We start from the raw sequence: 13,815 nt of genomic DNA on the forward strand, positions 1-13,815 counted from the left end.
GCAGACTCGGGGTATGGACAAGCAGGAGCTCGGGGCGTTCCTCCGCAGCCGCCGCGAGCGGCTCCGGCCGGAGGACGTCGGCCTCCCCTCGGGCCCGCGACGCCGGACACCGGGTCTGCGCCGCGAGGAGGTCGCCGTCCTCGCGCACATCTCCACCGAGTACTACGTCCGGCTCGAGCAGGGCCGTGCGCCTCGCCCGTCGGCCGAGGTACTGGCCGGGATCGCGGGCGCGCTGCGGCTCACCGGCGCCGAGTCCGACCACCTCCACGTCCTGGCGGGCACCGCGCCGAGCCGGACCGGGCCGCACCGGCGCGACGTCCGCCCGAGCATCCTCGCGCTGCTGGAACGCCTGCCGCAGACCGCTGCTTTCGTGGTGTCCGCAACGTTCGAAGTGCTCGCGTGGAACGACCTCGCGGCGGCGCTCATGGAGGACTTCTCCGGCCTCGCGCCGAGGGACCGCAATCTGGCGCGCCGGGCGTTCCAGGCCCCGGCGCACGCCGAGCCGACGCTGTACGGGATCTCCGACGTCGTGGAGTTCCGGCAGCACGTCGTCATGGAACTGCGGGCCACCCTCGCGCGGTACCCGTCCGACCCGGCCGTGACCGGTCTCGTCGACGAACTGCACGACGCCGCACCGGAGTTCGCCCGGCTCTGGGAGCGGCACGACGTGCAGGCGGCGCCGGTGCTCACGAAGACCTTCCGCCACCCGGTCGTCGGTGAGATCACCGTCGACTGCGACTCGCTCACCCTCGCCGACCGCGACCAGCACCTCGTGCTCTACAGCGCGCCGCGGGGATCCCGTGACGCCGAGGCCCTGGCCCTGCTGAACGTGCTGGGGGCCGGGAGCTTCACCGGTGCAACCTGATCACGGAGTGCCCTCCAGGCGGTCCCTGGAGGGCACTCCTCGGCAGGCGGGGGCTATGAGTCCGACACGTCGTGGTCGCCGCGTCGCGGCAGGACGTCGACGACCGCCGTGACCGGTCCTCGGGCGGTCATGCCGGTGACCGTCACCTCACCCGGCTTGTCGGTGGCGCCGGGCGGCAGCGGTTGCCACCGGACGGAGGTGGTGGTGATCTTGTTGTCGGCGGTGGCGAGCACCTGCACGGTGGCGGGCAGTTTCGGTGCGACGCCCACCGGAGTGGCCGTGTGGACGGTGTCCTGGAGGACGTGCTCGGCGCGACTGGCGTTGAAGACGTTGATGGACGCGTGCGGCTCCCACGTGTTCGCCAGCCCCGGCACGGCCCGGAACATCGCCTGGAAGCCGGCCGGCTCCCACACCAGCACGCCGGCGCCCTTGTTGTCGACCACGTCGTTGGCGGCCTGGAACACCCGCTGGATGGCGTCCGCCTGCCCCTGGATCGTGCGGGGGAACGGCGAGTTGGGCATCGGCGAGCCGTCGCCGCCCGAGGCGGGGTACGCGGTTTCGGCGATGTCGATCTTGTAACCGGGGTAGGTCGTGGCCATGGTGTGCAGGTTGACGTCCAGCGCCTCGGGCGTGCCGTGCCACTCCGAGTAGTACGAGATGGCCAGCACGTCGGGGTCCTGGCCCTTGGCCTTCACCCTGGTGAGGAACTGGTGCCAGAACTCCATGGTCTTGGCGAGGCGGTCCTTGCCGACGATCACGTGGATCTCGACCTCGGACTTCGGCGACGCGTCGCGGACCGCCTTGATCCCGGAGGCCGCCAGGGTCGTGAACCGGTCCCACGCCTCGTCGTAGAGCTTCTGCTCGGCCGGGTCGGTCGAGCCCCAGTACCGCCACAGCAGCCCACCGCCGGGCTGGGACTGGTAGACGTCGGCCTGGTCGACGAAGTACTTCGGATCCGTCGTGCCGATGAGCGCCGCCTCGCTGCCGTACATGAACCCGTTGATGATCTCGTTGCCGACGGCGACCTTGTCCGGCGTCGTGCCCTGCCGGATCAACTGGCGCAGGTGATCGGCGGTGAAGTCGTACACCGCCCGGTTCAGGTCCTCGAACCCCAGCTCGGCCCAGGCGCGCGGTTTCGGCTGCTTGGCCGGGTCCGCCCACGAGTCCGCGTAGTGGTAGTCGATGCCGAGGCCCAGGCCGCGCTGCTTGATCCACTGCGCCGAGGTCAGCGTGCGCTGCGGACCCTGGCGCGGCACCGCGGTGGGCTGACCGGTGCTCTCGCTGCGCGGCTCGTTCCACACCCGCAGCCGGGCGTGCCGCATGCCGCGGTCCTTGACCACGTCCAACTGGTGCGGCCCGGCGCCCCGGTCGGCGGCCAACGGGTCGACCCAGTACTCCCGGGACTGGTGGTCGTCCACCCAGGACAAGTCGGCGCCGAGGACGAGGTCGTCCCGCAGGTAGTTGAGGACCTGGAGCTCGCTGACACCGACCTTGGCCCGGCCGGGCACACCCGTGAACGTCAGCCGGACGTAACGCGTCCCCGGACGGGTGAACAGGTGCACCTCCCCCCGCGACACGGCCCGGTTGTGGGACCGGTCGGCGATCGTCTGCCACCGGCGACCGTCCGACGAGGCCTCGACGACGTACCGGTGGGCCGCGCCGCGCTCGGGGAACACCACCTTGACCTTGCGCAGGTTGTCATAAGCGCCACCGAGGTCGACGGTGAGCCACTGCCGCGCGCCCGGGCGATCGGGACGCCAGGCCGTCGTCGGGTCGCCGTCGACGGCCAGTCCGGCGGTCGACGAGCCGCTGGCCGCCGTCGCCGAGGACCACGGCTTGGCGGCGATGTTGCTCTCGATAGGCTTGATGTCCGCGGTTCCGAAGATCGCACCGGCCGGCGCGGCACCCGCGACCAGCCCCGCGGCCACCAGGGTGGACAGGGTCGTCAGACCGGCGAGGACGCGGGCCGGGCGCTTGGTTCTCAGATCCTTGCTCATGCGGTCGGGACTCCTACGTCGAGGCGGTCGATGTTGGCCAGGCCGTCCGCGGTGGTCGGCTCCAGCCGGATGGTGTTGCTGCCCGCGTTCAGCGCGGCGGTGAGGGACTTGGTGGACCAGGTCGTCCAGGAACCGGTGGACTCGAACGACACCGTGCCGATCGTGGACCCGTTCACCACCAGGTTCGCCGGGCGCGCCGCGCCGGTGCTGTGGCCGTTGGCGAACCGGACCGCCAGCGCCGCCGGGCCTGCCTGCGCGGCGTCGACCGTGAACTGGGCGTAGGCGCCCACGGCGGCGGTGCCGTTGCAGAACCCGGTGCCGGAGAAGCCTGCCTGGTTGGTGTCGATCGTGCCCTGGCACACGGCCGGCGCCGTCTCGGCCTCGTAGCGCCGATCCGTCGGCGGCACACCGCCGTCGGTCTTGACGAGCGAGAGTTGGTCGACGACGACGCCGCCCGAACCCGACGCCCGCACGGTGACGGTGGCGGCTCCGCCGGGTAGCGCGATGCCGGTGAGCTCGCGCTTGGCCCAGCCGCTCGACGACGGGATGCCGAGGGTGCGTTGGCCGCCGTCGGCGCCGGTGATCACGACCTGTCCGGCACTGCCCCGCGCGTGCGTGGACAGGGTGTAGGTGCCTGCGGGCACCGAGTCGATCCGCTGCTCGACGCCGCCGCTGTTGGTCACCTGGAGGGCGAAGCGGGACCCGTTCACACCACCGTCGACGTTGGTCACCGAACCGCCGAGGTTCCGCCATCCCCGCACACTGGAGACGATGACGCGGTCGGCCTGGACATCGGGGTTGAGGATGTAGTTGTTCGCCGGCCCGACCCGCCACTCGCCGGTCGTGACGTTGAACTGCCACTGGCTGACCGAGTGGAACCGGGGCCGTGCGCCGGTCTTGGTGATCGGCACCCACTGGTTGTAGCCGATGCCGTTCCAGGCGAAGTCGGCCCAGCGGTCGCCCGCGTAGATCACCGTGTTCTGCTTGGTCCCCTTCACGGTGACGAAGAACCCGGTCTGGGTCACGTGGCTGTAGTCCATCTCGGTGCCGGCCAGGACGAACTCGCTCGAGTAGGAACCCTGGATGTTGCCGCTGGTCGACTCGTTGACGTAGTTGACCGAGGTGTTCCAGCCGTGCAGGGCCGAGGCGGCGTGGTAGTACCTGCCGTCGAGCTTGAACATGGCGTTGCCCTCGCGGCCGTCGCCGCGGCGGATCTCCACGCCCGGCTCGATCCGCAGCGAGTCGGACTCGCGGAACTTGCTGACGAAGCCGCGGGAACGTCCTTCGCGGTTGGAGAAGATCAGGTAGTCCTTGCCGTCCTCGTCGGTGAACACGGTCTGGTCGCCGGTGCCGGTCGTCGGCGAGTTGACGACCTGGCCCTGGAAGTAGCCGTAGGTGAAGTTGCCGGTCGGCGTGTTGCCCTGCAGGAGCAGCACCCCGTGCGCGCCGCCGACGTAGGCCTGAGTGGCGAGCACGTACTTGCCGGTGTTCTCGTTGTACACGACCCCGAGCCGCCCGACCCACCCTGTCGAAGCCATGGTGTTGCCGTTGTGGATCGCGGTCGAGCGCGTCGCGACCCGGTTCTCGAACTTCCAGTTCACCAGGTCCCGCGACGAGTACACCGGGATCGACACGAACGAGACCTCGCCGTCGTACTTGCGCGTCGGGTTGGCCCGGTAGCTCTCGGCGCCGCGGTAGTGCACGCCGTACCAGTAGTAGGTGTCGCCGAACTTGAAGACACCGCCGCCCTGCGAGTAGATCGGGTTGCCGCTGGTGTCGTTCCAGAACGTGTTGTTGGTGATCGTCTGGAACGTGCCCTCGTCCGCGGCCTCCAGGCCGCCGGCGGCCGTGACCAGGGCCGTCTTCGCCCCGGCGACCTCTGTTGCGCCCGCCGAGGGGTTCTTCGCGACGTCGTCGGCCGCCGTCAGCGCCTGGGCGAAGGACTTCCACGAGTCGGTGGTGTACCGGGCCGGGACACGTGACCGGTACTCGGCCACCGTCGACTTGAGACCGTGCGGATCGTCCGCCGCGTCCTCGATGCCCGGAGCGTCCTGGGCGGCCGGGGGAACCGCGGCGGCCGGAGCGGACTCGGCGACGGGCTGCGCCGCGTCCGACGCCGCCTGCGGTGCCAGCACCGACGCGAACAGCAGTACGGCCGCGGTCAGCACGCGCCGTTTCACGGGTGTGCGCGGTGGTCTGGTCATTTAGGTGCCTCTCACAGGATGGGGAATCGATGTCGGGCAGGCCATCCGCCGGGTGACTGTGAACGTGCACAGTCATCGCCGGTCGAGGGTGAAAACGCTTACACCGGTGGCCTCAGCCTAGAGGCTCGCCCGCCGCTGTCAACAGCGCTCGAAGCCCGAAATCCTGTCAGCGAACGATGTTGCGGCACGACTGACCTGCCTGCCTCGTGATCACGCGAAGTAAACGTTTTCACGAGACAGGCAGGTGTCGCGTCTGGCGCGAGGTGGAGGCAGTCCTCGCTAGCGCAGGGAGGACGCCAGGCCGATGCCCTGTTCCCGCAGCGCCTTGGCGACGGTCTCCGCGATGCGCGCGGCCCCGGCGGCTTCGAAGTGGGTGTGGTCGTTGCAGAAGAAGGCTCCGACCGCACCTTGGCTGTAGTCGCCGTTGTTGGGGCACAGGCGCAACGTGTTGTACAGCGCGATGCTGCGCTTGTGCAGGTCGATGACCGGCACCTGGTCGGCCTGGCCCTGGGCGATGGTCTCGTTCACGAACCCGCGGGTGGCCACCGCGGTGGAACCGGAGCAGCGGATCGCCGAGACGGGCGTGACGTAGATCGGCTTCACCCCGCGCGCCTTGGCTTCGCGGCCCATGGTCGCCATCAGCTCGCGGTAACGGGTGGTGCCCACGTGGCGCGGGCAGTTGCGGTCGCCGTCGTTGATGCCGAACTGGATGATCAGCCAGTCGCCGGCCCGCATGCCGTTGGTGGAGAGCATGTTCGCCCAGCGCGAGGCGTAGGTGCGAGGGCTGACCACGCATTCGCCGGCGGCGTCCTTGGTGGTCTTGACGTTCGACTCGTACAGCCAGGTCTGGATGCTCCGGCCGCCGACGGCGTTGTTGACGACGGTGACGTCGTCGTTGAACAGCCGGTCGAACTCCCGACCCCAGCCCACCGGGCACGTGCTGCTGCCGTTGGCCATGGTGGAGTCACCGGCCAACCACACCTTGAACGGCGCGGCGGCGGTCCCCGGACCGGCGGCCTGCGGTGCTGCGCAGGGCGCGGGAGCGGGCGCGGCCTGCGCCGGCGCCACCACGACCGCCATCGCCGCGCCCACCGCCGCCGTGACCGCGAGGCACTTGTTCCTCATCGAGATCCTCATTGATCCTCCATGTCGTTACGACGGATTCGCGATGTCAGCGGACCTGCGTCGAGCGGATGACGCCCAGCCGGATGGCATCGTTCAGCACCAGGTTCGCCATGCTGGCCGCGCCGTATTCCGAGAAATGGGTGTTATCGCCCTTTTCCCGAGTCAGGAAGAGGTTCTGGGACCCGGTGACGCCGAGTTGCTGGACGAGGGCGGCGGACATCGCGGTCAGGTCGATCAGGGGCGTGCCCTGAGACCGCGCGACGGTCTTCATCTCGGCGGGCAGGTTCACGCCGACCCCGTTGATGTGCCAAGCGGTGCCGGTGAGGCGACCGGACGAGTCGAACAACCTGCGAACGGGCGGCGTGATGAGCACGGGTGCGCCGCCCGCCGCGCGGACGTCGCGCACCATGCGGGTGAGGTTGTCGCGGAACGCGGTGGCCGAGGTCTGCTTGTCGTTGTGGCCGACCTGGATCATGACCGTGTCGCCCGCCCGGGTCTGCGACCGCACCGCGGGGAACAGCGCCGAGTTGGACAGCACCGAACCGGAGCTCTCGCCGGAGTCGGCGTAGTTCGCCACCGACAGGCCCTCGCGCAGGCGCGCGGGCAGCGCCTGGCCCCAGCCGGCATAGGGGGCGACGGGCTGGTCGCACACGGTCGAGTCGCCGACCAGGAACAACGCCGGCGGCCTGACCTGCTTGACCGTGATGGCGTCGACCGCGGGTGCGCGACCGTCGAACACGAGGGTCAACCCCGGCGTGCCGGTGCCGCCCTGACCGGTCGGCTGCCCTTCGGGGTTGCGCACGTTGACGGTGAGGACCCGGTCGACGAGCTGACCGGCGCCGGTATCCACGGCGGCGAGCACCCGGCGGCGGGCCTCGGCGGTGATGCCGGTGTTGGCCGCACGGGAAGAACTGCCCAGCCGCACGGTCACGTCGTAGTGCCCGGGGGCGACGTCGTAGCGGCAGGTGATCGGGCCGGTGCCGGAGCAGTTGGCCGGCGCGGCGCCCGCCTGAGCGGCGCCGAGGGCGGTGAGCGCGCCCGACGCGAGGGTCACGGCGAGCGCCGAGCGGAGGACGGCGGACAGGGTGGGCATGGGTGTGCTCCTTGCTGCGGTTCGACCGCGGGTGTGCGGGAGGGGGCGCGGGCGCGCCGGAGGCCGCTCCGCGTCCGGGGCAGGAGGCGGCCCCGGACGCGGAGCGGGCAGGGGGTGACCGGAGCGCCGGCTCAGCCGGTCGCGAGGGCCGAGGACAGGATCGGCGCCAACCGGTCCGCGATCTTGCGGTGGCCCTGGTCGTTCGGGTGCACGTTGTCCGTGGTGTCGGTGGCCTCCACGATCCAGCCCGTGGTGTCCACGAACCGCACCTTGGGGTCGTTGACGATGCGCACGGCGGCCTGCGTCTCGGGGATGAAGCGCTTCCGGAAGGTCTGCAGCGCCAGGACCGTGGCGTTCGGGTACTTCTGCCGCGCCCGCTGGATCAGGGTGACGTAGGCGCTCTGGAACTGCTCCTTGGTCACGTTGTGGCCGACGTCGTTGGTGCCCAGGTTGATCACCACGGCGTCGGCGCGGTACCGGGAGAAGTCCCAGTTCGACGCGTTGGCCTGCAGACCGGTGCGCAGGAACCGGTCGCTCATGCCGATGCACCCGTCCGCCGCCGACACCAGGCACGCCCCGCCCACCGCGATCTGGGTGTGGCCCGCGCCGAGCCGCTCGCCGACCAGCCAGCCGTAGGCCGTCAACGCCTGCTTGGACGACTGCTGGCCCACGGTGATGGAGTCGCCGACGAACTCGATCAGCTTCGCGGGGACGGGCGGGGCGAACGTCGTCGCGCCCGCGTCCAGCTGGATGCCCCGGAAGACCGCGTCACCCCGGTAGGAGCCGGCGATCGGCCGGTAGGACACGCGCAGCGTGTGGTTGCCCGCCGCCAGCGGCGTGGGGGTGAGGTTCACCGTGCCGCTGCGGTTGACGTAGGAGACGTCCGGTCCGCCGTCGATGCTGACGAAGAAGTCGATCGTGTTGCGCTGCTTGAGCTGCACGGTCCGCCCGGTGAACCCGACGGTCACGTAGGCGCCCGCCCACTCCGAGACGTACGCGGTGGGGTCGGCGGTGTTCCACCGGCCGAAGTACTTGACGTTCGGGTCGGTCGGCGCGCCCGTGCCACCCGGCGTGCCGCCGCCCAGGCGGACGAGCTGCCACTGCTGGTTGGCACCCGAGTTGATGTCGTACTGCGAGACGCGCGCGCCGTCGGCGGTCGAGCGCTCCCAGACGTCCAGCGCCTTGCCGCTGTTGCGGTTGACGAACCGGACGTGGCCGCCGTCGGTGTCGACGAGGCTGAACTGCTGGTTGGCGGCGTCGCGGTCGGTCCACTGGACCACCTCGGCGCCGTTGGCCGTCGACGAGGAGGCGACGTCCAGCACCTTGCCGCTGTGGCGCGACTTGAGCCGGTAGTACCCGCCGCCGGAGTCGACGAACTGGAACTGCTGCGCGGACGAGTCGGTCCTGGTCGCCTGCACCACGGCACCCCCGTCCGCCGTGGACTGGACCTGCATCGCCTTGCCGCTGTGGCGGGCGACGACCACGTAGGTGGCCGCGGTGTCGACGGTGGCGGCCTGGGCCGACGGCGCGACCGGTGCCAGCGCGAGCGCCGCGACCGCGCCCACCAGCACGGACCGCACGACCGCACCGCATGACGACAATGTCATGTACGTGCCTTTCACCTGGAGTTGGCACAGCGGCGGAGCCGCCGGGATGAGAGGACATTTCCAGTCCGATAGTCGCGTCGTTTTCGCGTCGTCGTCAATGGCCGCATCTCGTATGGGACCCGCCTGTCGAATATTCGACGCAGCGGCGTATCACCTATTCCGAGACGGCCGCCACCCGCACTAGTGGGCAATCAGGTTCGCACTCGACGAGCCGATATGTGGAGATAGCACGACCGCCCGGACGCCTTGTGCGGAAAGCGCTATCCAGGCCGTGGTCGCATACCGGCCCGACGGCGACGGTACGAACGCCGCCTCCCCGGTGTCAACAGCCTCAGCGAAAAAGTTTCGCCCGCGTTCCGGATATCACCCGGACACTGTCGCAGCTTCCGCCGTTGGCACCAGTGACACGCGACCGAACGGATGTCGGACTGGGAACGTGCACAGTGTTCCCTGACGCTGTTGTCCAGCGCTACCAACGGAGTTGGCGTGTTTACATACGTGACCGAGCCAGCTACTGTGCACGTTCACAGAGCACCCGGCAGGCGTACGACGAACCACGGGATGTCCGCGACGGAAAGGGCCGACCGACGAACGCCTGTTCGCCGACCGGCCCTCCATTGTGGACGGTTCCGTCGGTCAGCCCGGTTCCACCGGCAGCCACAGCTCGCAGGTGGCGGTGCTGAAGTCGTCCGCGCGGTCGAGGACCGTGACGATCGAGGGTCCCGGCCGCAGGCGCCACGGGTTGGAGGGGAACCACTCCGTCGCGGTCGCGGCCCACGTCGTCTGCAAGGCCTGCGGGTAGGCCCCGGCGGTGCGGAAGACCGCCCACCTGCCCGCCGGCACGTCGATGCCGTCGAGGTCGTCGGGGGCCGGGGTGTCCCGGGTGACGGCGACCCCGTGCAAGTAGGTCAGTTCGCTGCCCTCAGTGCTGTCGGGGTCGAGGTCGTCGCAGACCTGCAGCAGGCCCTGGGGTTCGGTGTCGCCGAGGGCCTTGAGCCGGACGTGCTCCTCCGGCGGCAGCGCGGTGATGTGCTCCTGGATGTGCGGGTTGACGCCGTGGTGGATGAGCGGGACGCGGGTCGCGTGCCCGACGAGCCGGAACGCGGGCCGGTCGACGATGCGGGTGTCCATGGGGGTGCTCCCTTCGACGGTCAGGCGGAACCTGAGCTGCGGTTGTGCGCGAAGGGGGCCTCCGACGCGGCGGACGTCACCGGGGTTGGCGCCGTGGACCGCCCGGAACGCGCGCCCGAACGCCTCGCTGGACCCGTACCCGTGCCGGACGGCGATGTCCAGCAGGTCGTCCTCGCCGCGGACGACGTCGGCGGCGGCGACGGTCATGCGGCGCCGCCGCACGTACTCCGACAGCGGCATGCCCGCCAATGACGAGAACATCCGGCGCAGGTGGTACCCGGTCGTGCCGAGCGCCCTGGCCACGGCGTCGACGTCGAGCTCCTCGCCGAGGTGCTCCTCGACCAGGTCGACGAGCCGGTTGAGTGCCGAGATCACGATGGCCTCCCTTCGACGTCAACCCTGCCCGCGGGCGCCCCGTCCCCGCCCGACCGCAGCGAACCGATCCGATCAGTCCGTCGGCGGGCGCGTCACCCGGAGGGACGGCCCGCGAGAGCGGCGACCTCGACGAAGAACGCGCGGTATCGCGCCACGTCCTCCGCGTCCACCGGCAACCTCCGGAACGGGTAGAGCTCCAGCGGCTGCGCCGAGTAGACGGGACCTCCCGGAGTGGTCCGGGCGCCGACCACGATCCGCGTCCGGCCGGGTTTGTCGGTCTCGAGCCAGACCCCGAGCCACGCGAGGGGAACCCGGAGGGAACCCTCGCCGCCACGCTGGAACACCTCCAGCACCTGCCCCTCGACGATGATCAACGTGTCGGCGTGGCCGAAGGTGAGCGCGGTCATCCGGACATCTTGGCGCACTGCCTCGTTCGCGCACGTCAAGGGCTGGAGCTCAGAGCGCGATCGGCCCGGCCGGCGCGCCGTCCGCGATCAGCGCCGCCAGCGGTGTGGCGAGGTCGCGGGGCGAGAACAGGTCGGTGCCGCGGTAGCCGACCACCTCGGCCAACGACCACCAGCGGTGGCCGCTGATGTGCTCGGCCGCCAGTTCGTCGGCGGACATCGCGCCGCGCGGCGTGAACGACCGGGTGCGCACGAGGTAGTAGTCGTTCACCACGCCGTCGTGGCCCGGCGCGTACTCCGGCCCCACGGCTTCCTGACGCCACGCCGGCAGCGGTTCGGCGTCGAAGGCGGTGAGGCCGACCTCCTCGCGCAGCTCGCGGTGCAGGGCCGCGAGCCGTGTCTCGCCGGGTTCGACGCCACCGCCGGGAGCGGCCCACACCACCGTCGTGCCGGCCGGGCCGGGGATTGCGTGGCGGCAGAGGAGAACGCGGTCGTCCTCGTCCAGGAGGACCGCGCGAACCGAGTGGCGCAGGTTCACCGGAGGCACCCCGGGGACCCTACCGAGCCGTCACGGACCCGTCTCGTGATCCACGGCAACGGTCAGTGCGGGAACCACGCGGACTGGTCGTGCCGTGCCCGGATCACGATCGACTCGTCGTCCTCCGGGTCGTAGAACACGTCGACCGCGCCGCCGACCACCGGCGCGGCGAACACCGAGGTGGTCATGGTGGCCACCGCGGTGCGCGGGCCGGAGGTGCCCTGGTAGGACACGCGTACCGCGAATCGCGGGTTCCCCATCCCCCAGTCGTGGGTGAACTCGACGTGGTCGATCCGCCCCGTGACCCGCCACCCCGTGTGCTCCAGGTCGGGCGAGGCGTCCTGCCGCCTCCGGGTCTTCCGCGCCGCGTGCGCCAGCAGTGCGCCGGCCACCACCGTGAGCTCGCCGAACACGCCGGGCAGGAGGTACGGCGCGTAGTAGACGACCCAGTCCACGAACGTCCACGGCACCCCGGGCCGCCCGTCGGCCGACGGCAACCGCCCGCCGACCGCCTCCGGAGCCGTCCAGGACGACGCGGCGAGGGCCGTGCCGACCGCCAGGCCGAGGACCGTGGCGAACCCGCCGACGCCGGACCCCGTGCCGGGCCACCAGGAGCCGCTCCAGTCGGCCCAGCTCAGGGCGAACCCGAGCATGGACGCGATCGTGATGAAGACGCCGAAGACCACGATCAGCGAGACCGTCGAGGGGCCCCGATCCCAGGCGTCCACCCGGTCGAGGGACATCAGCCGGAACCCGTCGAGGATGCCGAGCGCGCCCGACCAGCCGACGACCGCCCAGCTCAACGCGGTCGGCACGCTGAGCAGCCACACCTTGCGACGTGCCGCGCGGTCCCGCTCCGGGTCGTCAGGCAGGCCCAGGCCGGCCCACCACAGCTTCCCGTAGGGGAACATGAGCCCTCCTCGTCCGCGTCCCCGGCCGGTGGATCAGTCGACGAGCCCGAACACCGCGACGTTCGCGGGGTCGGCGGGGTCGATCCGCGCTTCGTGCTTGGTGCCCGGGGTGTACTGCGAGAACGCCACCGTCGGCACCAGGTGCGTGATCGTCGTCCGATAGGTCGTGCCGTCCGCGCGGGTCACGTCGAGCGCCGACGTGTACTGGAGCTGGCCGGCGACCGCCGCCCCGGTCGGTTCGAGCGTGCGGACGACGGCGGTGGCCGGTTCGCCGGTCTCGTGGAGCCTGCGCAGGTTCAGGCCGTACGCGTTGACCTCGCGCTGCTGGCGCAACTGCTCCTCGCCGGGCAGCGCGAGGAACGCGGCCATCGCCGGGTCGTCGGTCATCGTGCCGAACGCGTGCGACAGCATGCCGAGCGTCGGCAGCTGCGGGCGGATGTCGTGGCCCTGCGCCGCGGCCTCCTGCTGGAACTGCGCCGCGTGCCGCTGGAAGTCCTGCTCGGCCCGCGCCGTCGCCTGCCGCGTGGCGTTGTCGATCTTGTCCCGGAGCTTCTTGAACACGGTCCCTGCCTCCCGAGCCGCTGGTGTGGTGATCGCATCGTGCGGCGGACCACCGGCCCTACCGGTCCCAGGTTTGCCGGTTGCGGACGCCGAACGTCCGGAAACCTGGCTAGCGTGCATCGCATGACCGACGACACCTCGCTGCGCGTAGCGGGAGCCGGGACGACGGGCCCGATCACCGAGGGGCAGGTCCGCGTCGTCCCCGCCAACGAGGCGTCGTGGGACGACCTGCGGGAGGTGTTCGGCACCTCCGAGCCGGGTCAGTGCCGGTGCCAGCGGTTGAAGGTCGTCGGCTGGTTCTGGCGCGACACCACCCAGGAGGAGCGAACCGCGATGCTGCGCGAGCAGACCGGGTGCGACACGCCGGACGCGCAGGTCACCAGCGGTCTGGTGGCCTACGTCGACGGTGTCGCGGCGGGCTGGGTCGCGGTGGAGCCGCGCACGGCGTACCCGAAGCTGCGCACGTCCCGCATTCCGTGGAAGGGACGTGACGAGGACAAGGACGACGGCACGACGTGGGCAGTGACCTGCTTCGTGGTCCGCAAGGGCTTCCGGGGCCGCGGCCTGACCTACCTGCTGGCCCGCGCGGCGGTCGACTTCGCCCGTGCCCGCGGCGCCCGCGCGCTGGAGGGCTACGCGATGATCACCGAGCCTGGCCGGGACGTGATCTGGGGCGAGATGCGCGTCGGCGCGCGCCAGGTGTTCGAGGAGGCCGGGTTCACGCAGGTCAGCCACCCGACCCTGCGCCGGGTCGTCATGCGGGTGGACTTCGAGCGCTGATCTTCGCCCCGCCGAATTCCCCTCGACGAACCCGGGCCCGCCGGATATCGCCTGAATCGTCCGTCGCGCGCGGACAACGCCGACTCCGTGCCGGACACCTCGATTTGGTGAACTCCGCTCACCGGACGGCGATCACGAAACGCGAATCTTCATCGGGTGTGGTTCTCGCGGTGGCGTGCGGCGCGCGAGCGGGACCGCCGCTGGGGCAAACGTGCAGGTGAGGG

General features: G+C 70.9%; 12 protein-coding genes. 2 read left to right on the forward strand and 10 right to left on the reverse strand.

Features of this window, described 5'->3' with window-relative positions; all coding sequences use genetic code 11:
* Nucleotides 1-13: 13 nt before the first annotated feature.
* Nucleotides 14-865, forward strand: coding sequence for a helix-turn-helix transcriptional regulator (locus LNK82_RS34380; RefSeq protein WP_230571092.1), 852 nt, complete (start codon nucleotides 14-16; stop codon nucleotides 863-865).
* Nucleotides 866-918: 53 nt separating this feature from the next.
* On the opposite strand, the gene LNK82_RS34385 is transcribed toward LNK82_RS34380, so the two are convergent.
* The 10 genes from LNK82_RS34385 to LNK82_RS34430 all read right to left on the reverse strand — a co-directional run bounded on the left by LNK82_RS34385 (nucleotide 919) and on the right by LNK82_RS34430 (nucleotide 12,811).
* Nucleotides 919-2,862, reverse strand: coding sequence for a glycosyl hydrolase 53 family protein (locus tag LNK82_RS34385; protein ID WP_230571093.1), 1,944 nt, complete (start codon nucleotides 2,860-2,862; stop codon nucleotides 919-921).
* Nucleotides 2,859-5,066, reverse strand: coding sequence for a family 43 glycosylhydrolase (locus LNK82_RS34390; protein ID WP_230571094.1), 2,208 nt, complete (start codon nucleotides 5,064-5,066; stop codon nucleotides 2,859-2,861). The genes LNK82_RS34385 and LNK82_RS34390 overlap by 4 nt, the downstream gene beginning before the upstream one ends.
* A 279-nt stretch (nucleotides 5,067-5,345) precedes the next feature.
* Nucleotides 5,346-6,203 (reverse strand): SGNH/GDSL hydrolase family protein, encoded by an 858-nt coding sequence (locus LNK82_RS34395; protein ID WP_230571095.1) that lies wholly within the window; start codon nucleotides 6,201-6,203, stop codon nucleotides 5,346-5,348.
* A gap of 34 nt (nucleotides 6,204-6,237) precedes the next feature.
* Nucleotides 6,238-7,284, reverse strand: coding sequence for a rhamnogalacturonan acetylesterase (locus tag LNK82_RS34400; protein WP_230571096.1), 1,047 nt, complete (start codon nucleotides 7,282-7,284; stop codon nucleotides 6,238-6,240).
* A 131-nt stretch (nucleotides 7,285-7,415) separates the two neighbouring features.
* A complete protein-coding gene (locus LNK82_RS34405; protein WP_230571097.1) occupies nucleotides 7,416-8,864 on the reverse strand; it encodes an RICIN domain-containing protein in 1,449 nt (482 codons plus the stop codon).
* Between the two features lie 663 nt (nucleotides 8,865-9,527).
* Nucleotides 9,528-10,397, reverse strand: a complete 870-nt coding sequence (locus LNK82_RS34410; protein WP_230571098.1) for an AraC family transcriptional regulator — start codon at nucleotides 10,395-10,397, stop codon at nucleotides 9,528-9,530.
* Between the two features lie 92 nt (nucleotides 10,398-10,489).
* A complete protein-coding gene (locus tag LNK82_RS34415) occupies nucleotides 10,490-10,804 on the reverse strand; it encodes a hypothetical protein (RefSeq protein ID WP_230571099.1) in 315 nt (104 codons plus the stop codon).
* Between the two features lie 49 nt (nucleotides 10,805-10,853).
* Nucleotides 10,854-11,348 carry an NUDIX hydrolase gene (locus LNK82_RS34420; RefSeq protein WP_230571100.1) on the reverse strand — a complete coding sequence of 165 codons (495 nt, stop codon included), beginning with the start codon at nucleotides 11,346-11,348 and terminating at the stop codon, nucleotides 10,854-10,856.
* Nucleotides 11,349-11,401: 53 nt separating this feature from the next.
* Entirely contained in the window at nucleotides 11,402-12,250 is an 849-nt protein-coding gene (locus LNK82_RS34425) for a DUF3592 domain-containing protein (protein WP_230571101.1), read from the reverse strand.
* A gap of 33 nt (nucleotides 12,251-12,283) precedes the next feature.
* On the reverse strand, nucleotides 12,284-12,811 hold the full coding sequence (locus LNK82_RS34430) for a hypothetical protein (protein WP_230571102.1): 528 nt from the start codon (nucleotides 12,809-12,811) through the stop codon (nucleotides 12,284-12,286).
* Nucleotides 12,812-12,934: 123 nt separating this feature from the next.
* Here LNK82_RS34430 and LNK82_RS34435 point away from each other — a divergent pair, with 123 nt between their 5' ends.
* Nucleotides 12,935-13,591 (forward strand): GNAT family N-acetyltransferase, encoded by a 657-nt coding sequence (locus LNK82_RS34435; RefSeq protein ID WP_230571103.1) that lies wholly within the window; start codon nucleotides 12,935-12,937, stop codon nucleotides 13,589-13,591.
* The last annotated feature ends 224 nt before the right edge of the window (nucleotides 13,592-13,815 follow it).

This window comes from Saccharothrix luteola (assembly GCF_020859565.1).
GTDB classification, from domain to species: Bacteria; Actinomycetota; Actinomycetes; order Mycobacteriales; family Pseudonocardiaceae; genus Actinosynnema; species Actinosynnema luteola.